This is a genomic window from Microbacterium sp. CGR2 (genome assembly GCF_003626735.1).
In the GTDB taxonomy this organism is placed as follows: domain Bacteria; phylum Actinomycetota; class Actinomycetes; order Actinomycetales; family Microbacteriaceae; genus Microbacterium.
In genome coordinates this window covers 3,527,896-3,546,122 of sequence record NZ_RBHX01000001.1, presented here as the reverse complement: position 1 = coordinate 3,546,122, position 18,227 = coordinate 3,527,896, and the positions used below count along the sequence as shown (strand labels likewise).

The following is an 18,227-nucleotide window of genomic DNA, read 5'->3' as shown; positions in this document are numbered from 1 at the left end:
GCCGAGCAGATGACCGTCGACGTCGACGATCCCCAGGGCGAGAGCTCTGCGGAGGCTGCGGGGCGCGTTCCTGAGGGCAACCTCGCGCTCCCGCAGCCGCCGGCCGTGAATCCGTCGGAACCATCCGGCGGAAACACGGCGGGCGATGTCCCGGTCTGGTCCCTCGTGCTGCTGATCGCAGCGACGTTCGGCGCCGGCATGGCGATGATCGTGCCGATGGCGTACTCGCTCGCGGTGCGGCTCGACCAGCTCGCTCCCGGTCGCACCGATGCGCTCGGTCTGGTGCTGGCCGTCGGCTCGGCGGCCACGCTCGTGCTCGCGCCGCTCACCGGCATCCTCAGCGATCGTCTGCGGAGTCGCTGGGGGCGCCGCCGCCCGTTCACGGTGCTCGGTCTGCTGATCGGTGGCGCATCGGTGCCGGTCATGGCGTTCGCCCCGGACCTCACCGCTCTCACGGTGGGATGGTCGCTTTCGACGATCGGATGGGGCACGACCGCGGCCTCGCTCGGAAACTGGCAGGCCGATCGCCTGCCGCCGCGACAGCGGGGGCGGGTGTCCGGCCTCACCGGAGTCACGATGCAGGTCGCGCCGGTCGTGGGCATCATCCTGGTCGGCCTCTTCCGCGACGACGTGCTCGTCGTGTTCGCCCTCCCCGCGGTGATCGGTGCCGTGCTGGTGGTCGTGTTCCTCGTGGTCGTGCCTGATCGCGACAGCCGCGGCATGGTGTTCGAGCGCCGGCTCACGCTCGGGGGGCTGGTGCGCAGCTACGGGTTCAACCCGCGCACGGCGCCCGACTTCGCCTGGAACTGGCTCGGCCGCTTCATCTTCTTCTCGGGGCTCACTCTCACGACGAGCTTCCCCGTCTTCTTCGTGGCGCAGCGACTGGAGCTGCGGGTGCCCGATGTGGCCGAAGTGCTCGCGATCGTCTCGGCATCGAGCATCGTGACCGCCATGCTCGGTTCGCTCGGAGGTGGGTGGCTGAGCGATCGGGTGGGCAGGCGCAAGCCGTTCATCCTCGCGGGGGCTGCGCTTTTCGCGGCAGGATGCAGCGTCTCGGCGTTCGCCCACGATCTGCCGACGCTCATGGTCGGCACCCTGCTGAACTCGCTCGGCATCGCCACCTTCTCGGCCGTCGGCCAGGCGCTGCTGCTCGACGTCCTCCCCGATCGAGAGCGCGAGGCGGGCCGCTACACGGCCATCGCGCTCTTCGCCCAGAAGATCCCCGGCGTCTTCGCTCCGGTCCTGGGCGGCGCGGTACTGGCGATCGGAGCCGGTGCAGAGAACTTCATCGCGCTCTACCTTCTCGCCGCCGCGCTCGCCTTCGCGGGCGGCCTTCTCATCACCCTCTCGGTGCGCAGCGTCCGCTGAGCGCCCACCCTTCGAAACGGAGCAATGATGACCTTTCCCTTCCCCGATGTCTCGTCGGATCCCCTCTCGTCGCTGATGGATCTGTCCGGCCGCACCGCCCTCGTCACCGGAGGTGCGCAGGGTCTGGGCCGGGCCATCGCCGATCGTCTCGCCGAGGCCGGCGCCGGCATCGTGATCGCCGATCTCGACGAGCAGCGTTCGCGCGATGCAGCAGCATCGATCGCCGAGCGATTCGGTGCGCGGGCGGTGGGCGTGCGCATGGATGTCACGGACTCGGCATCCGTCACGGCGGCCGTGGATTCGGCGGCCGGCGAGGTCGGCGAGCCGAGCATCTGGGTGAACAACGCCGGGATCTTCCCCAGTGAGTCGCTTTTCGAGATGAGTGACGAGACGTGGGAGCAGGTCTTCGCGGTCAACACGCGAGGTGTGCGCAACGGTGCCAGGGAGGCGGCTCGGCGAATGTCCGATGGCGGCGTCATCGTCAACATCGTCTCGACCGCAGGCTTCAGGGGCACCGCGCCCGGGCTCTCGGCATACGTCTCGTCGAAGCACGCCGTGCGCGGGCTGACGACGCAGCTCGCACTCGAGCTCGCTCCTCAGGGCATCCGCGTCCTCGGCGTCGCCCCGAGCTACGTCCCGACCGAGGGCAACATGGCGATGGCGGCCGCGGCCATGGAGCAGATGGCGGCGGCAGGTCTGGATCCGTCGACGATGCCAGCGGCCATGTCGCAGAGCCTGATCGGACGACAGGGCACGCCTGACGACATCGCCCGCGTGGTGCTCTTCTGCGCGAGCGACCTGTCGATGGTCATGACGGGCAGCACCCTGCTCGCAGACGCGGGTGAGACCATCTGACTGGCAATCGGTTGCCATTCTTCTCGGAATCTGCTGTACTGATCACGCACGACGCACCGCAACGAAGCGCACGAAAGGCCATTGATGCTCAAGCCCATCGCCACCGCGACCCGTGACCTCGTCACCCTCGACGGCGTCTGGAGATTCGCCATCGACTCCCGGCTCCCCGAGGAGCCCTGGCGCTCGACCCTCGACACACCGCTCGAGGCAGCGGTCCCCGCGAGCTACAACGACCTCTTCACGGACCCGGCGATCCGCGACCACGTCGGCTGGGTCTATTACCAGCGCACCGTGCAGGTACCCCGTGGCTGGACGGGCGAGCGGATCCTGCTCCGCTTCGATGCCGCCACCCACACCGCGAAGGTCTACGTCGACGATCTGCTCGTCGGAGGCCACGTCGGCGGCTACACGCCGTTCGACATCGACATCACGGATGCGGTGAAGCCGGGCTCCGCCTTCCGCCTCACCGTCGCCGTCAGCCCCGATCTCACGAACGTCACCATCCCGCCGGGCAAGATCGAGATCGGGATGACCGGAGGCAAGACCCAGACCTACTTCCACGACTTCTACAACTACGCGGGGCTCGCCCGCTCCGTGTCGCTGTACTCGCTGCCGCAGGTGCATGTCGATGACGTGACCGTGGTGACGGAGTTCGAGGGGTCGACGGGCTTCGTCGACTACCGGGTCGAGACCGTCGGCGGCGCCGCCGTCCGCGTCAGCCTGGCGGACGCCGCAGGCAGCGTGGTCGCCACCGCGACCGGAGCTGAGGGGCGTCTCGAGATCGCTGACGTGGTGCTGTGGGAGCCGGGTGCGGCCTACCTCTACGACCTCACTGTGGATGCCGTCGATGGCGACGACGTGCTCGACACGTATTCGCTCGCGGTCGGCGTGCGCACCGTCGAGGTCCGAGGCGAGGAGTTCCTCGTGAACGGAGAGCCGTTCTACTTCACGGGCTTCGGCAAGCACGAAGACACGTTCGTCCGCGGCAAGGGCCATGACGATGCGTACATGGTGCACGACTTCCAGCTGATGGAGTGGACGGGAGCGAATTCGTTCCGCACCTCGCACTATCCGTATGCCGAGAACGTGCTCGACTTCGCCGACCGGCACGGCATCCTGGTGATCGACGAGACCGCGGCCGTAGGCCTCAACATGGGTGTGGTCGGCGGACTCAGCGGCACGCCGCCCTTCCCCACCTTCTCGGAGCAGTACGCGGGCGCCGAGACCCAGGCCGCTCACGCGCAGCACCTGCGCGAGCTCATCGGACGGGACAAGAACCACCCGTCGGTGGTGCTCTGGTGCATCGCGAACGAGCCGGCATCGAACGAAGACGGCGCGCGCGAGTACTTCGAACCGCTCGTCGACCTGGTGAGAGAGCTCGACCCGACGCGTCCGATCACCTATTCGATGGTGATGTTCGCGACGTTCAAGAACGACCAGATCATCGATCTGTTCGACGTCGTGAGCCTCAACCGCTACTACGGCTGGTACATCAACGCCGGCGATCTCGCGACGGCCGAGATGTATCTGCAGGGAGACCTCCAGGGGTGGATCGACCGCACGGGCAAGCCAATCATGATGCTCGAGTACGGCGCCGACACGATGCCCGGTCTGCACTCGGTGTGGGATCAGGTGTGGACCGAGGAGTACCAGACCGACCTGCTCGCGATGTACCACCGGGTCTTCGATCGCTTCCCGCAGTTCGTGGGTGAGCAGATCTGGAACTTCGCGGACTTCGCGACCACGAACGGTCTGCACCGGGTCGGGGGAAACCGCAAGGGCATCTTCACCCGTGAACGTCGCCCGAAGGCCGCGGCGTTCGCTCTGCGTCAGCGCTGGCGCGGACTCGACGGACGCAAGCCCGGCCGACGACGCCTGACCGACCGCGCATCGCAATGAGGAGAGAAGCATGACCATCGACAGGGCCGACGTCATCGTCACGAGTCCCGATCGCAACTTCGTGACGCTCAAGATCACGACCGCCGACGGCGTGACCGGACTGGGTGATGCGACGCTGAACGGGCGCGAGCTCGCGGTCGTCGCCTACCTGACCGAGCACGTCGTTCCGCTGCTGATCGGCGCCGATGAGTCGCGCATCGAGGACACCTGGCAGTTCCTGTACCGCAGCGCGTACTGGCGCCGAGGACCGGTCACCATGGCTGCCATCGCCGCAGTCGACATGGCTCTGTGGGACATCAAGGGCAAGGTCGCCGGTCTGCCGGTGTACCAGCTGCTCGGCGGCGCCAGCCGCAAGGGGCTGATGGCCTACGGGCACGCGTCCGGCAAGGAGCTGCCCGAGCTGTTCGACTCGATCCGCGCGCACCAGGAGCAGGGATACCGGGCGATCCGCGTGCAGACGGGTGTGCCCACTCTCAAGGCCATCTACGGCATCGCCTCGCAGTCGGCGGACACCGGCGGCGGAGAGGCTCGATACGACCACGAGCCCGCCCGCCGAGGTGCGAAGCCTGTCGAGGAGGACTGGGACACCCGGGCCTACCTGAACCATCTGCCGGGGGTCTTCGAGGCGGTGCGCAACGAGTTCGGACCCGACATCCCGCTGCTGCACGACGGTCATCACCGGATGACGCCGATCCAGGCCGCCCGACTGGGCAAGGATCTCGAGCCGTACGACCTCTTCTGGCTCGAGGACTGCACGCCGGCCGAGAACCAGGAGGCGCTGCGGCTCGTGCGGCAGCACACGACCACGCCGCTCGCGATCGGCGAGATCTTCAACACGGTCTGGGACTTCAAGGACATCATCCGCGACCAGCTCATCGACTACGTCCGCGGAGCGGTCACGCACATGGGCGGCATCAGCGCGTTGAAGAAGACTCTCGACTACGCGGCGATGTACCAGATCAAATCGGGCATGCACGGGCCGACCGACATCTCGCCGGTGGGCATGGCGGCGGCGATGCACCTGGGACTCGCGATCCACAACTTCGGCATCCAGGAGTACATGCAGCACGGCTCGCGCACCGACCAGGTGTTCCAGCAGTCGTTCACGTGGACCGACGGATATCTGCACCCAGGCGACAAGCCGGGGCTCGGTGTCGAACTCGATGTCGACGAGGCGGGCAAGTACCCGTACGAGCAGGCGTACCTGCCGTACAACCGCCTGCTCGACGGGACAGTGCACGACTGGTGAGCGGACCGATGCGCCCTCTCGTGGTGGTGATGGGGGTCTCTGCCGCGGGCAAGTCCACCGTGGCGAGTCTGCTCGCAGAGCGACTCGGCACGGACTTCCTCGACGCTGACGACCTCCACCCGGCCGCGAACAGGGCGAAGATGAGCGCCGGTACGCCGCTCACGGATGAGGACCGGATGCCGTGGCTCGACCTCGTCGGGAGGGAACTCGCCGCGCGGTCGGCATCCGGCGCGGTGATCGCCTGCTCCGCTCTTCGGCGTCGCTACCGCGACCGGATCCGCGAGCGGGCCGCGCATGTCGTCTTCGTGCACCTGCACGGCAGCGACCTCCTGCTCGCCGAGCGTGCGGCGGGCCGCACCGACCACTTCATGCCGCCTTCGCTCCTGCGTTCGCAGCTCGACACGCTCGAGCCGCTCGAAGCGGGGGAGGGCGGCATGACCGTCGACGTCGCTTCGACGCCCGACGCGATCGTCAACAGCGTCGTCGAATGGCTCGAATCGCCCCGAGCATGACACGCTGGGAGCTGGGAGGATCCATGGACGACGAAGTGCCCGGCGATATCGCAGAGCGCATCCGGCGGCGCAACGGTGCCGCCACCATCTACGACATCGCGGAGCTTGCAGGGGTGAACCCGTCGACGGTGTCGCGCGCGCTGAGCAAGCCGGGTCGGATCAGCAAGAAGACCGAAGAGCGGATCCGGGCTGCGGCTGACCTTCTGGACTTCCAGTTCAACCCGATGGCCCGGGCGCTGCCGACCGGGAGGAGCCACACCATCGGTCTGATGGTGGCGGACATCACCAACCCCGTGATCTTCGGGATCGTCCGCGGCGCCGAGCACACGGCCGCCAGCGCCGGATACACGCTCGTGATCGCCGAGTCCCAGGAGTCGGGCGAGGCGGAGGCCGAAGCGGTGTCGCGGTTGATGCCCAGTGTCGACGGCCTGATCCTCGCGACGACCCGGCTGGGCGACGAGCGGATCACGCGCCTCGCGGAGCGCAAGCCCGTGATCCTCATCAACCGCCGCGTCGACGGTATCGTCGGAGTCCTGCCTCAGGTGGAGGAGGGGGTCGTCGAATTGGTCGCCCATCTCGCCGATCTCGGACACACCTCGATCGCCTACCTCTCGGGTCCCGAGACGTCGTGGATCAGCCGGCGTCGCTGGGAGGCCCTCCTCGACGCCGCCGAGACGCGCGGCATCGCGGTCGTCGAGATCGGACCGCTCAGTCCGACGATCGACGGCGGCCGCGAGGCGCTTCGTCGTGTGCAGGCGGCGCGGACGAGTGCCGTGATCGCCTTCAACGACCTGATGGCGATCGGCCTCATCCAGGCCTCCACGGCTTCAGGCATCCGCATTCCGGACGACCTGAGCGTCGCCGGGTTCGACGACATCTTCGGCAGTGAGCTCATCGTCCCCGCGCTCACGACCGTCCGGGCGCAGCTGCAGCTGGCGGGGGAGCGCGCCGTCGGCAAGGTGCTGGAGGCTCTGGGTGACGCCACCGAGCCCGTGAGTGACGAACCGCTGGCGACGACGCTCGTCGTCCGCGGGAGCACTGGGCCCGTCGCTCGTAGCTGACGCCAGGTTCTCGCTTCGAGCATCCGAGATGACTTCTTCCTTTTCTGGCAATCGGTTGCCGAATCGTCTGAGATCTGTTTTGATGTAACTGTCTCAACAGCGAGACGGTCTGGAGTCTTCGATGTCGAATGCGCTGTTCGCCCCGTGCCCTCGGGCAACCGCCGCCATGGGTGCCCGCTCATGAGCGAGCAGGTCGCACAGGCCGCCGGCGAGGAGGCGCGGTGGACCTCGATGGTCGCTGTGCACTACGACGCAAAGAAGCAGCTGTCGCGCTACATCCGCTGGTACCTCCTGCTGTCTCTGGCCGTGACGGCGGTGTGGACGGCGACGAGCGGCATCCTCATGCCGAACCAGATCCAGATGCTCGAGTTCGGTTCGTTCTTCAGCGGTGCCGACGCGGGCGTCGATCTGCAGGCTCTCACTGAACTGGGTCGGGCGGTCGCCTCCGGCGAGGTCATGCCGACCGCAGATCAAACCCGCCAGCTCGCCCTGCTCACGGACTTCGAGGCGGCTCGTGCGAACGGCCTGGCGCTCGTGACGACGACCAGCGCCATCATCGTGATGGTTCTGCAGCCCGTGATTGGGGTGATGTCCGACCGCACCCGCTCTCGACTTGGGCGTCGCGCTCCGTGGATCCTCTACGCAGGACTCATCGGAGCCGTCTTGCTCGTCGCGGTCCGCTACGCTCCGTCCCTGGTCGTTCTCGTCGTGCTCTGGTCGGCAGCCGAGCTCGCGCTGAACGTCGCGGGCAATCCCCTCCAGGCGACGGTCGCCGATCGGGTGCCCCGAGACCGGCGCGGCCGCGTCACGTCGTGGACCAGCATGGGAGCGATCATCGGGGGGATTCTCGGCGGCATCGGTGCGGGTGCCCTCTTCGGGATGATCGGCCTGGACTTCTACCTGATCCTCGGCCTGCTGGTCGCGATCGCGACCGTCCTCTTCGTCACGCGCAATCGTGACGAATCTTCGGTCGACATGGAACGCGAGCGGTTCGCCTGGAAGCCGTTCCTCGTCGGATATGCGAGCGCGATCAAGGCCCGCAACTACCGGTGGCTGTGGATCTCGCGCGTTCTCTTCTTCTTCGGGTACAGCACCTCGACCGTGCTCTCCCTGTACATGTTGCAGAGCTACATCAGCCCGGCGCTCAGCGCGGCCGAGGCGTCTGCGACCGTGCCGCTCCTGGGAATCGTGGGCATCCCGTTCACGCTCCTCGCCGTGGCCGTCTCGGGTCGGCTCTCCGACAGGGTGGGCCGCCGCAAGCCGTTCATCGTCGTCGCGTCGATTCTCATGGCCCTGTCGATGGCCATCCCGCTGCTGTCGCCGACCCTGCCGGCGCTATTCGCGCAGGTCATCGTCACCGGTCTCGCCTTCGGGATCTACCTGCCCGTCGACAACGCGATGTTCATCGACGTCCTCCCCGATCCGGCGCGTGCTGGGCGCGACCTGGGGCTGGCCATCGTCGCCATGAACCTCGGTCAAGCATTGGCGCCGGCGCTCGCCGCGGTCGTCGTGTCGGTGACGGGCGGCTACCAGCTGGTCTGGGCTGCGGCTCTCGTGCTCGTGGCACTGGCGACCGCGACGGTGGCACCGATCAGGGAGCGGACGCGATCGGATGCCTAGATGGGGCATCATCGGCACGGGTGACATCTCGCACCGTCTCGTCTCCGATCTGGCGGCGACCGGCGGTGAGATCACGGCGGTCTGGGGGCGCGCGCCCGATCGAGCGGCGGACTTCGCGTCGCGGCACGGCATCCACTTCTCGACCGCGGATCGCGCGGCGCTGCTCGCCCGCGATGACGTCGACGTCGTCTACATCGCGACTCCTGCCGACACGCACACGAGCATCGCGCTCGAGGCGATCGATGCCGGCAAACATGTCCTGGTCGAGAAACCCATCGCCACCTCCGCGGCAGACGCCGAGATGCTCTTCGCGCGGGCCGCGGCCGCAGACCGCTTCCTGATGGAGGCGATGTGGATGCGGTTCAACCCGCTGCACGTCGAGGTGATCGACCGCATCGCCGGGGGAGAGCTGGGCGCGATCCGCAGTGTGCGGGCGAGCTTCGGGACCCCCTTCTTCCCGCGTCCGGGCAGAGAGCGCCCGGAGGATGGCGGGAGCATCCTCCGCGACCGCGGAATCTACCCCGTCACGCTCGCGCACTGGTTCCTCGGTGCGCCCGATGCCGTGCAGACACGGGGCGTCGTCTCTGAGGGCGTCGACCTCTCAGGGCACGCCACCCTGGAGCACTCCGACGGGGCATTCGCCCAGCTAGCCTGGTCGGGTGTGGAGTTCCTTGAACTCTCAGCCGCGGTGAGTGGCGAACGCGGGTGGATCACGCTGGATCCGATGTTCTGGGCCGGCAGTGACGCCCGTGTCCACGCCGGAACCGCCGAGCGCATCTTCCGCTCGCCCGAGTCGGTGCGGCATCCGCGAGTCGGCAACGGCTACGGTCCGATGCTCGAGGCGGTATCCGTGGCGATCGACGCCGGTCTGCGAGAGCACCCATGGCACGACACGGCCACGACGGTCTCGGTCACCCGTACACTCGATCGCATCCTCTCCGACATCACCGACTCCTCGCCTTGAGCGCGGCTCCGAGCGCCCCACTACCGAGAAAGAAACCCTCGGAGATCCAGAACGCGATCTTTGTCGCGATTAGCTATCCACCAACGAGAGCGGTCATGTTCCCGCGAAAGAAGTCGACCAGAGTGCCTCGGGCATCGAGGGGGAGCACGGCCGCGACGTACTGATCGGGGCGCACGATGACGATCGCACCTTCTCGTGAGATGCCTCGCTCACGAAAGATGTCGCGACCGTGGCCGGACGCGAACACCTGGTTGATGTCGGCGAGTCCGAGCGGGAGCTTCATTGGCTTGAACGCTGAGGGCACATCGGCGGGGTCGAACTCGGTGTAGTCCTGTTGGTACACGACCTTCGTGTCGAAGACCGCGTCGTCATCGGCCCCGTGCGGGGTGTAGACAACCCGGGGCGATTCGGCGTCCGTGGACCACCACAGCGCGAAGTCGGCCGTCGGTGTGCCGTGCGTCGTGGGTGCGTTCGCGTCGGCGAACACGTAGATCCGCCAGCGGCCGTCGGCTTCGTGGAGGTGTCCGAGGTGCAGCCACCGATTGTCGGCGCGTCGAATCACCTCCGCGGATTTGAAACGTCGACCGGTCGGGAAACCCTGAGCGAGATGCTGATGCTCAGAGCCCAGGGTGATGATCGATTCGTCGTACTGTGTGCGGAAGCCCGCGGTGAACTCGAGGTTCGAGACGTAATATCGCTCGAGTTCGGCGGGGTCGGCCTCGGATGCGCGCGGGCGTCCCACGATGCTCGCCCAGGTGCGGTCGAAGTCGATGAGATCACGGGCCACCTGCGTGCGCTCTGCGGCGTAGGTCGCCAGCAGCGCCGCAGGGGCGCGACCCTCGACCACAGCGGCCAGCTTCCATGCCAGATTGAAACCGTCCTGCAGCGACACGTTCATTCCCTGACCCGCGCTGGCGGAATGGGTGTGGCACGCGTCACCCATGATGAACGCCCGGGGATCCCGAGCACCACGAGACCCGACATCGTCGAACGCCTCGGCGATCCTGTGCGCGACCTCGTAGACCGACCACCACGTCACCGCCTTCACATCCAGCGTGTAGGGCGAGAGGATGCGATTCGCCTTCGCGATGATCTGCTCGAGCGGCATCGACCGCACGGCGGCCGAGTCGGTCGGATCCACGTCGCCGAGATCGACGTAGAAACGCACCAAATATCCTCCCTCCCTCGGGATGATCAGGATGTTGCCATGGTTCTGCGAGCGGATCGAGCACTTCAGCTGGATGTCCGGAAAGTCAGTGTTCACGAGGACATCCATGACGCCCCACGCATGCATCGCCGACTCGCCGACGAGACGGTACCCCAGGGCGGTTCGGACACTGCTGCGTGCGCCGTCCCCGCCGACCAGATAGCGACACCTCAGCGTCCGCTCGGTCCCGGCACGCGGACCGGCCGTGTAGCGCACGCGTGCCTGGACCGGGTGCGTGGCGTGGTCGTCGATCGTGCAATCGACGAACTCGATGCCGTAGTCGGGGACCACTCGACCCGGTGCGCGCTCGGCATCGCGGAGGAAGTAGCTCAGGACGCGGGATTGATTCACATAGAGATGCGGGAACTCGCTGAGTCCGTCCGCGTCGTCGGGTCTACGGCCAGTGCGGATGATGCGGGAGGGGCGGTCAGGGTCGGGCTGCCAGAAACACGTCTCGACATTTCGATATGCCTCGTCGGTGATCTCGCCGGCGAAACCGAACGCCTGGAAGGTTTCAACGGACCTCGCTTGGATGCCGTCGGCCTGCCCGACCTCGAGGGGACCCGGGCGCTGTTCGATGACTCGCACATTCACGGCGGGGAACCTCGACAGCTGGGCCGTCATGACGGCGGCGGCCGGCCCGGTGCCGACGATGAGGACGTCCATTTCATCGGGGATGTCCTTCGGTCGATCGATGCCGTATCCCGCAGGAGACTTCACTCTCGGGTCGCCGGCCTCGTATCCGCGAACATGGATCTGCATGTCGAGTTCCTCTCCAGCGGCTGCGGCCGCGTCGGTCATGGGTGCGTCGTGGTGATCTGAGGGGTCATGCGGGGTCGGAGCCGACCAGAGAGAGCAGCAGCCGGGAGAGTAGCTCGGGCTCGTCGATCATCACGTCGTGCCCGCCGGGAAACCGATGCATCTCCCACCCGGGCGTGGCGGAAAGAGCCTGCCACGTCAGGTCGAATCGTTCGCTTCTGTATGCGGGGGCGCGCACATAGACTTTGCGCGCCACGCGCTCTCTCGCGCCGGTGAGTCGTATGGGCTCCAGAGAGCTCCCGACAGGCTGAGGAGTGGTGCGCGAATCGACCCACTCCCGGTCTGCGGAATCGACCACATGGAAGTCGAGGGCGGAAGGCGCTGGACGGCCCGGTCGATTCTGAGCCAATGCCTGTTCGACGTCGCGGGCGGCCTCGGGGCGACCATGATCCAGCAGGCGCTCGCCGTCGCGAGGGAGGTAGCAGTCGATGAACACGACCGCCGCCACGCGATCGGAGACCTCCTCCAGTGCTGCGGAAGCGACCCAGCTTCCATAGGAATGTGCGACGAGTATCACGTCATGCAGATCCTCCCAGACCAGCACGTTGGCGATGTCGGTGGCGTGAGTGGTGAGGTTGATTCCCGCATCGAGAAGATGAGAACGCTCCCCGAGCCCGGTGAGGGTCGGCGTGTACACGTCGTGTCCCTTTTCCTGCAGTACTCGGCGGACTCGGCGATAACACCAGCCGCCATGCCACGCCCCGTGGACGAGAACGAACGTGCCCGAAGTCGCGTGCTCGTGCACGAAGGACGGCTTGACATCATCGTTCATATCATCGATCATATGATAAATTATCTTCGTTGGGTAGCACTTGAGACAATGGAGTCTTCGAATGAACACGAGAACAGAAGCTGAATCGCGGCGATCGCGAAAGGTCGCACTGGCGTCGATGATCGGCACCACAGTGGAGTGGTACGACGTGATCATCTATGCGCAGACGGCGGGACTCGTCCTCGCCACACTTTTTTTCGCTCCCGTCGCAGGGGATCTCGGTCTGCTGTTGACATTCGGGTCGGTGGGCGTCACGTTCATCTTCCGCCCCCTCGGTGCGATCCTGTCGAGCTTCTTCGGGGACCGGATCGGCCGCAAGCCGGTCATGGTCGCAACCCTGCTGCTGATGGGAATCGCCACGACCCTCATCGGTCTTCTACCCACCCACGCGTCCATCGGAGTGCTCGCGCCCATCATCCTCGTCCTGCTGAGGATTCTTCAGGGAATAGCGGTCGGCGGCGAATGGGGAGCTGCGGCGCTGCTCGCGGTCGAATCAGCGGCGACCCGCACGCGCGGCCGCCAAGGCTCGTTCCCGCAGCTCGGAGTGCCGATGGGACTCCTGCTCGCATCGGGCGTCCTGGCACTCGTCGCAGGAGTGATCGCTCCGGGCGAGGCGTACCTCGAGTGGGGCTGGCGCATTCCGTTCCTCTTCAGCATCGTCCTCGTCGCCATCGGCTTCTGGGTCCGCCGCTCCGTCGACGAGACACCGGTGTTCCTCGACCTCGCGAAGAAGCGCCGGCAGACGAAGGTACCGCTGGCGACGCTGCTCAAGCGCTACTGGCTCGTCGTCGTGCTGGCGGGTGTGCTCTTCGCGGGCAACAATGCCTCCGGGCAGATGCTCGCCGGAGGCTTCCTCGCCTCGTACGCCACGGACTCCGCGCGTGCCGTGCCCCTTCTTCCGGCGGAGGTGTCGCTGGCCACACTAATCGGCTCCGTCATGTGGCTCGTGTCCACCTACGTCGCCGGGGGGCTGTCCGACAGGTTCGGCCGACGGCCCGTGTTCGTGATCGGATACGCCGCGCTGGCGCTCGCCGCTCTGCCGTTCTTCTGGTTGAGCGAATTGGGCAGCTTCGCCCTGCTCACGGTCGGCTGTGTGATCTTCGCGGTGGGGCTGGGTATCTCCTACGGTGCGATACCGGCCTGGTACGCCGAGCTCTTCCCCGCAGATGTGCGGTACGCGGGTGTCTCGCTGTCCTACACCCTCGGCAACGTCCTCGGTGGGGCGCTGTCACCGCTCATCGCCGTCGCCCTCGTGCAGTCGACGGGGTCGATCACCACCGTGGGGCTGTACCTCATAGTGATGTGCGCTCTCTCGATCGTCGCGGCCTTTCTCCTGCGCGATCGGACCCGGATCGATCTCAGCATCGACAATGCCGAGGAGCAGCGGCGAGGAATCACCGTCTTCGACCGCAATGATTCGCCTGCACGAGTCTGACATTCCCAAACGAAAGAACGGATACTGACGCCATGACCCTCACTCCGCCGAACATCTTGCGGTCCGCTTATGCCGAGCTGGTCTGCACCGACCTCGATCGATCTCGTTGGTTCTACGCCGATGTCCTCGGACTCGTGGTGACGGCCGAAACCGACGATGCCATCTATCTGAAGGGATTCGACGAGTTCCTCCACCACAGCCTGGTGCTGCGCCGCGGCGACGTTCCGGCGCTCGGCAAGCTGGCGTTCCGACTCAGCGGCGAGGACCAGTTGCAGATCGCCGCAGATTACTATCGTGCGCTGAGCTGCCCGGTCCGAAACGTCGAAGCGGGCACGACTTTGGGTATCGGCGCCGCCGTTCAGGTACAGGATCCGCTCGGGTACCCGATCGAGTTCTTCTACGAATCCGAGCACACCGATCGGATGCATCAGCAGTATCATCTCCAGCCGTCGAACGCGCTCACGCGTCTCGACCACTTCAACGTCACCGTGCCCGATCCGAAGGCTGCGCAGAAGTACTACCTCGACCTTGGGTTCCGGCTATCCGAATCGATCGAGGACGGAGAGCATCTGTACGCGGCATGGTTGTTCCGCAAGCCGACGACGCACGATCTGGCGCTGACCAGTGGCGACGGCCCGCGGCTTCACCACATCGCCTTCTCCGCAGCGGAGCGGGATCAGATCTTGAACACCTGCGACATCCTGGGCGCCTATGAAGCGGAGTCCCTGATCGAGCGTGGTCCGGGACGGCATGGCGTCACGAACGCCTTCTACCTGTACCTGCGGGACCCGGATGGGCACCGGATCGAGCTGTACACCGCCGACTACTACACCGGCGACCCCGATCTGCCGCCGATCAAGTGGCACGTCACGAACCCGCGGCGGCGCTCCTGGTGGGGCCACGACGTCCGTACTTCCTGGTTCGACGAGTCATCCACCGTGCTCGATCTCGACGGACAGCCGGTCCCTATCCGCACACAGGTGGCATCGGAGAGGGCTGCGGCGGTCGGCGCCGACGGTCTCGGAGGGCTGAGCGGGCAGCTGGAGCGCACATCGTGAGGACACAACTCCGGATATACGAGGTAGAGCCCGGCCGAATGGATGAAGTGATCGATTTCTTCACCGAGGTCTCGGACCTGCGCCAGCGTTTCGGGTTCACCATCGACTTCGCTGCGGCCGATGAGGGCGACTCCCGCTTCGTGTGGGCACTCAGCCACGAAGACTGGGACCAGGCGCAGGCGGAGTATGAGGACTCGCCGGCCCGCGCAGACCTGTTCGAGGGTCGGGCGCTGCCCATCCGGGGCCGGACGATCGCCATGGTCGACCGGGTCGATCCATCAGCCGGACGTGCGCGTCCGACCGGACCATGACACAGTGTCAGTCGTGGACACCAAGCTGAGCAAGACAGCGTCGGCGCATCGGTGGATGCGGACGCAGATCGTCGAAGGCCGTTTCGTGCCGGGCTATCGCCTCGTCATCTCTCAGCTGGCGAAAGAGCTGGGCACGAGCATCGGGCCCGTTCGCGAGGCGATCAGGTTGCTCGAGGCGGAGGGCCTCGTGCAATACGAGCGCAACGTCGGCGCACAGGTTGCTCTGCCGGATGCGAGCGAGTATTACGACCAGATGCAGACCCTCGCAATCCTCGAAGCTGCGGCACTCCGCCTTGCGGTTCCGCACTTGACGCAAGAGGTCATCGACCGAGCGAGAGCCAGCAATCGGGATATGCGAACCTCGCTCGAGAGGGTGGATCCTGCAAGGACGACGGCGATGAACAGGGAGTTTCACCACGCGCTGTTCTCTGCCTGCCCCAATAAGGTGATGCTCGCCGAGGTTCGACGAGGGTGGGAACGGATCGATCACCTTCGACTGTCATCGTTCGGGTTCGCCCCGGAGCGTGCGACGGAGTCGGTCCGTGAGCACGAGCAGCTGCTCGTGCTCATCGAATCCGGCGCCGATGAGTGGGACATCGAGCGCTACGCCCGGGAACACCGCCTCGGAACGCTCGCCGCGGTCCGCGCGCATCAGGCGACCGCCCGGCGGTGAGGGGGCCGATGAGCATGCGCACCGATCCGTTCGGAGGCGACAGCGGGATGCTTTCGCTCGATACTTCCAGGAGCGCGTCGAAAGTGCGGTTGTGCCGTTGCATGTCGACGGCTGTTCACCCGAGCCGCTTCCTGAGGGACTTCGAGTCGGCGATGGGGGAGATGTCCATCTCTTCGAAGTTCGAGGCTCTGCCCATTCCGTTCACCGCGGTCCGGAGATGATCTCGGCCGACGAGCCTGAGATGTTGAAGTTCTCGATGATGTTCAGCGGGACCGGGGTCGTCATCCAGGATGGTCGGCATGCGGCACTGTCGCCGGGGGCGCTCGTCCTCTACGAGGGCGCAGCGTCATCATGTCGCTGGGGACCCTGGAAGGAAGCAGTCTGAGAAGGCTCGCGCACTCTGCGGTGGACGTCATCTCTCTGCTGCTGTACGAGGAGGTGCGAGCCCAGCCGCGACCGCGCACGCGGGAACTGCTCGTGGAGAGGAGCGCGAGCTACATCGAAGAGCACCTCGGCGAGACCGACCTGTCGTCACGGATGATCGCCTCAGCTCATTTCGTCTCCGGCCGCCATCTGCATGCGGTGTTCTCGGAATCAGGGACGACCGTCGAGTCGGATGCAGCACAAGCGACTCGATCGCGCCTACGAGATGTTGACGAACCCGAATTGCGCGGAACGCACGGTGGGCGAGGTCGCGTCGGCGACCGGTTTCGTCAATGCCACGCATTTCGGACGCGCGTTCCATGCGCGCTTCGGCGTCGCTCCGTCGTCCGTGCGCCGAATGTATGCGTAGCCGCGGGTGCTCCGCATCGGCCGTCGGGTCCGGCCGATCATCTTCCGCCGACGAGGGCTCTTCCGTCGGTGAGGCAGAAGACACGATAGGCTTCGGCCCGCGCCGTCAGGCGGGAGACTTTCGACCGGACGACGGCGGCGTTCGTTGACGGCATGGCGTCTGAGACCAGCACTGCGGTGATTCCCGCGCCCCAGTGATGAGGAGGGAAACCACGTGGTTGTGTGATGAGCGTGTATCCCAGGCCCCGGTGCACCATCGAACGGATCAGATCGAAGTTCGCCAGTTCATATCTGAGTGTCGGGACGTACCCCACCACGGCGAACCCGCGAAGCGCCGCTACTAGCGCGGGTGAGCTCGACAGTAGAATGAGGTCGTTATCGACCAGTTCGTCCAGCGCCACGGCCTCTCTGCCTGCGAGGGGATGCGCGGCCGGAAGCACGACATGCGACACCGATTCGAACATGGTGTCGATGATGAGGTCGCTGTCGAGGTTGACTTCGTAGAGGAAAGCCAACTCGATGGACCCATCCGACAATGCTCTTTGCAGTTCACCCTGCGAAGCTGACACGACATCGAAGCGCACCTCAGGGTGTCGTCGAGTGAACTCGGCGATCAAGGGCGTCATCAGAGCCGGGCTCACGGCGTCGAAGCAGCCCAGAGTGAGCCTGCCGGCGAGAGTGCTCTGAAGTGAGCCGGCGAGCTCCTCGAGCTCGCGCGCCTCCGCCAACAGATGTCGCGCCATGGGCAGCAGCGCCCGACCCGAGGAGGTCAGTTCCAGGCCGCGACCGCGGTACCGGAGGAACAGCTGTGCGCTGAGGGCTGTCTCGAGGTCCGTCAGCGCCGAGGACATCGCAGATTGCGTCACGAAGAAACTCGCCGCTGCACCGCTGCACCGCTGGAACGCGACAGGAAGTCACCCCGGACTCGGACCGTCGACCCGGCTGGACGCGAAGAGAGATCGCGCGCTCGAACCCGGAGACCGACTACGAGCGCATTGTGCAGCTCGCTGCGAATTACATGTTCACCGAATTCTCGGTGAACATGGGGTACGCGATCGGCTTTCACTACAGCGTCATCCCCTCGGCTGGTTCGGACGCAATCGCCGGCACCTGCGAATCGGAGCGGCACCCCCAGACCAGGTTCTTCGACACTGCGAACTTTCTGTTTGGATGGCAGTTCCGGGGCACCTCTGATCCGGAGACCGTGAAGTCGATCGAGTGGGTTAACCGGATGCACGATCATCTCGCCACACGCTTCCCGGCTTCGTTCGACAAGAACGAAGACATCCTCTATCCCATCGTCATGCTGGTGATTCTCGGCGATCGAATGCGGGACGCGGTCGGAGCGCGGCGGCGCTCGGAGAACGACCGGTTAGCCGTCCATCACTTCTGGCGCGACATCGCGTCTCACATGCGAGGCTCGCATGGCCCCCTCGTGGACTTCCCCGCGACCGTCGAGGATGCGGAGCGATTCGCTGAGGATGCGAGCATCGGCAGTGGGAGCCGACACCCACCGGTCGCCAGGTCTCCGAGCTGTTCATCAAGCAGTTCAACGACAAGTACTTCCCCCGTGCTCTGCATCCACTCGGGAGGGCGTTCATCCTGACGTTCGTGACGGAGCAGGTCCGAACG

18 protein-coding genes and 1 pseudogene are annotated in these 18,227 nt (G+C 66.0%); 15 read left to right on the top strand and 4 right to left on the bottom strand.

Annotated features, from left to right (window positions below; genetic code table 11):
- Positions 1 to 9: 9 nt before the first annotated feature.
- From D7252_RS17760 to D7252_RS17725, 8 genes are all read left to right on the top strand, one after another.
- Positions 10 to 1,368: an MFS transporter gene (locus D7252_RS17760; protein WP_120776592.1), complete on the top strand. Its 1,359-nt coding sequence runs from the start codon at positions 10 to 12 to the stop codon at positions 1,366 to 1,368.
- 24 nt (positions 1,369 to 1,392) lie between these two features.
- Positions 1,393 to 2,223, top strand: a complete 831-nt coding sequence (locus D7252_RS17755; protein WP_259461138.1) for an SDR family NAD(P)-dependent oxidoreductase — start codon at positions 1,393 to 1,395, stop codon at positions 2,221 to 2,223.
- 84 nt (positions 2,224 to 2,307) lie between these two features.
- Positions 2,308 to 4,122, top strand: coding sequence for a beta-glucuronidase (uidA, locus tag D7252_RS17750; RefSeq protein WP_120776591.1), 1,815 nt, complete (start codon positions 2,308 to 2,310; stop codon positions 4,120 to 4,122).
- 10 nt (positions 4,123 to 4,132) lie between these two features.
- Complete coding sequence (gene manD, locus D7252_RS17745; RefSeq protein ID WP_120776590.1) at positions 4,133 to 5,371, top strand: D-mannonate dehydratase ManD; 1,239 nt, start codon at positions 4,133 to 4,135, stop codon at positions 5,369 to 5,371.
- Positions 5,368 to 5,883 (top strand): gluconokinase, encoded by a 516-nt coding sequence (locus D7252_RS17740; RefSeq protein WP_259461137.1) that lies wholly within the window; start codon positions 5,368 to 5,370, stop codon positions 5,881 to 5,883. Before manD ends, D7252_RS17740 begins: the two co-directional genes overlap by 4 nt.
- A 23-nt stretch (positions 5,884 to 5,906) precedes the next feature.
- Positions 5,907 to 6,944 carry a LacI family DNA-binding transcriptional regulator gene (locus D7252_RS17735; protein ID WP_183055343.1) on the top strand — a complete coding sequence of 346 codons (1,038 nt, stop codon included), beginning with the start codon at positions 5,907 to 5,909 and terminating at the stop codon, positions 6,942 to 6,944.
- Between the two features lie 180 nt (positions 6,945 to 7,124).
- The gene (locus tag D7252_RS17730; RefSeq protein ID WP_120776588.1) at positions 7,125 to 8,564 is read left to right on the top strand and encodes an MFS transporter; all 1,440 of its coding nucleotides are present in this window, start codon (positions 7,125 to 7,127) and stop codon (positions 8,562 to 8,564) included.
- Positions 8,557 to 9,528, top strand: a complete 972-nt coding sequence (locus D7252_RS17725) for a Gfo/Idh/MocA family protein (protein WP_120776587.1) — start codon at positions 8,557 to 8,559, stop codon at positions 9,526 to 9,528. Before D7252_RS17730 ends, D7252_RS17725 begins: the two co-directional genes overlap by 8 nt.
- 73 nt (positions 9,529 to 9,601) lie before the next feature.
- On the opposite strand, the gene D7252_RS17720 is transcribed toward D7252_RS17725, so the two are convergent.
- On the bottom strand, positions 9,602 to 11,497 hold the full coding sequence (locus tag D7252_RS17720; protein ID WP_120777053.1) for an FAD-dependent monooxygenase: 1,896 nt from the start codon (positions 11,495 to 11,497) through the stop codon (positions 9,602 to 9,604).
- Positions 11,498 to 11,561: 64 nt separating this feature from the next.
- Positions 11,562 to 12,458 carry an alpha/beta fold hydrolase gene (locus tag D7252_RS17715; RefSeq protein WP_259461136.1) on the bottom strand — a complete coding sequence of 299 codons (897 nt, stop codon included), beginning with the start codon at positions 12,456 to 12,458 and terminating at the stop codon, positions 11,562 to 11,564.
- On the opposite strand from D7252_RS17715, the gene D7252_RS17710 reads away from it, so the two are divergent.
- The 6 genes from D7252_RS17710 (at position 12,445) to D7252_RS17685 (ending at position 16,596) form a co-directional block, all read left to right on the top strand.
- Positions 12,445 to 13,761, top strand: a complete 1,317-nt coding sequence (locus D7252_RS17710) for an MFS transporter (RefSeq protein WP_251050762.1) — start codon at positions 12,445 to 12,447, stop codon at positions 13,759 to 13,761. The two genes, D7252_RS17715 and D7252_RS17710, sit on opposite strands and share 14 nt — an antisense overlap.
- A 32-nt stretch (positions 13,762 to 13,793) precedes the next feature.
- Positions 13,794 to 14,819 (top strand): 3,4-dihydroxyphenylacetate 2,3-dioxygenase, encoded by a 1,026-nt coding sequence (gene hpaD / locus D7252_RS17705; protein WP_120776585.1) that lies wholly within the window; start codon positions 13,794 to 13,796, stop codon positions 14,817 to 14,819.
- A 38-nt stretch (positions 14,820 to 14,857) separates the two neighbouring features.
- Complete coding sequence (locus tag D7252_RS20265; RefSeq protein ID WP_120776584.1) at positions 14,858 to 15,130, top strand: hypothetical protein; 273 nt, start codon at positions 14,858 to 14,860, stop codon at positions 15,128 to 15,130.
- A gap of 13 nt (positions 15,131 to 15,143) precedes the next feature.
- Positions 15,144 to 15,803 (top strand): GntR family transcriptional regulator, encoded by a 660-nt coding sequence (locus D7252_RS17695; protein ID WP_259461135.1) that lies wholly within the window; start codon positions 15,144 to 15,146, stop codon positions 15,801 to 15,803.
- Positions 15,715 to 16,188 (top strand): hypothetical protein, encoded by a 474-nt coding sequence (locus tag D7252_RS20470; protein WP_120776583.1) that lies wholly within the window; start codon positions 15,715 to 15,717, stop codon positions 16,186 to 16,188. Before D7252_RS17695 ends, D7252_RS20470 begins: the two co-directional genes overlap by 89 nt.
- A 231-nt stretch (positions 16,189 to 16,419) precedes the next feature.
- Positions 16,420 to 16,596 carry a helix-turn-helix domain-containing protein gene (locus D7252_RS17685; protein ID WP_183055339.1) on the top strand — a complete coding sequence of 59 codons (177 nt, stop codon included), beginning with the start codon at positions 16,420 to 16,422 and terminating at the stop codon, positions 16,594 to 16,596.
- A gap of 37 nt (positions 16,597 to 16,633) precedes the next feature.
- Here D7252_RS17685 and D7252_RS17680 read toward each other — a convergent pair whose 3' ends face one another.
- A complete protein-coding gene (locus D7252_RS17680) occupies positions 16,634 to 17,338 on the bottom strand; it encodes a LysR substrate-binding domain-containing protein (RefSeq protein WP_259461151.1) in 705 nt (234 codons plus the stop codon).
- A 24-nt stretch (positions 17,339 to 17,362) separates the two neighbouring features.
- Positions 17,363 to 17,473: pseudogene (locus tag D7252_RS20465) on the bottom strand (LysR family transcriptional regulator); the annotation flags it as partial.
- A gap of 140 nt (positions 17,474 to 17,613) precedes the next feature.
- Between D7252_RS20465 and D7252_RS20610 the strand changes: the two are divergent.
- Positions 17,614 to 18,201, top strand: coding sequence for an oxygenase MpaB family protein (locus D7252_RS20610; protein ID WP_374225792.1), 588 nt, complete (start codon positions 17,614 to 17,616; stop codon positions 18,199 to 18,201).
- Positions 18,202 to 18,227 lie beyond the last annotated feature (26 nt).

Excerpts from the sequence above, each read along its gene's own strand:
- D7252_RS17735 (WP_183055343.1), top strand. The coding sequence starts at position 5,907 with ATGGACGACGAAGTGCCCGGCGATATCGCAGAGCGCATCCGGCGGCGC.
- D7252_RS17685 (WP_183055339.1), top strand. The coding sequence starts at position 16,420 with ATGCAGCACAAGCGACTCGATCGCGCCTACGAGATGTTGACGAACCCG.
- D7252_RS20265 (WP_120776584.1), top strand. The coding sequence starts at position 14,858 with ATGGATGAAGTGATCGATTTCTTCACCGAGGTCTCGGACCTGCGCCAG.
- D7252_RS17725 (WP_120776587.1), top strand. The coding sequence starts at position 8,557 with ATGCCTAGATGGGGCATCATCGGCACGGGTGACATCTCGCACCGTCTC.
- manD (WP_120776590.1), top strand. The coding sequence starts at position 4,133 with ATGACCATCGACAGGGCCGACGTCATCGTCACGAGTCCCGATCGCAAC.
- uidA (WP_120776591.1), top strand. The coding sequence starts at position 2,308 with ATGCTCAAGCCCATCGCCACCGCGACCCGTGACCTCGTCACCCTCGAC.
- D7252_RS17755 (WP_259461138.1), top strand. The coding sequence starts at position 1,393 with ATGATGACCTTTCCCTTCCCCGATGTCTCGTCGGATCCCCTCTCGTCG.
- D7252_RS17720 (WP_120777053.1), bottom strand. The coding sequence starts at position 11,497 with ATGCAGATCCATGTTCGCGGATACGAGGCCGGCGACCCGAGAGTGAAG.
- hpaD (WP_120776585.1), top strand. The coding sequence starts at position 13,794 with ATGACCCTCACTCCGCCGAACATCTTGCGGTCCGCTTATGCCGAGCTG.
- D7252_RS17710 (WP_251050762.1), top strand. The coding sequence starts at position 12,445 with ATGATCGGCACCACAGTGGAGTGGTACGACGTGATCATCTATGCGCAG.
- D7252_RS20610 (WP_374225792.1), top strand. The coding sequence starts at position 17,614 with ATGTTCACCGAATTCTCGGTGAACATGGGGTACGCGATCGGCTTTCAC.
- D7252_RS17730 (WP_120776588.1), top strand. The coding sequence starts at position 7,125 with ATGAGCGAGCAGGTCGCACAGGCCGCCGGCGAGGAGGCGCGGTGGACC.
- D7252_RS20470 (WP_120776583.1), top strand. The coding sequence starts at position 15,715 with ATGAGTGGGACATCGAGCGCTACGCCCGGGAACACCGCCTCGGAACGC.
- D7252_RS17680 (WP_259461151.1), bottom strand. The coding sequence starts at position 17,338 with ATGGCGCGACATCTGTTGGCGGAGGCGCGCGAGCTCGAGGAGCTCGCC.
- D7252_RS17760 (WP_120776592.1), top strand. The coding sequence starts at position 10 with ATGACCGTCGACGTCGACGATCCCCAGGGCGAGAGCTCTGCGGAGGCT.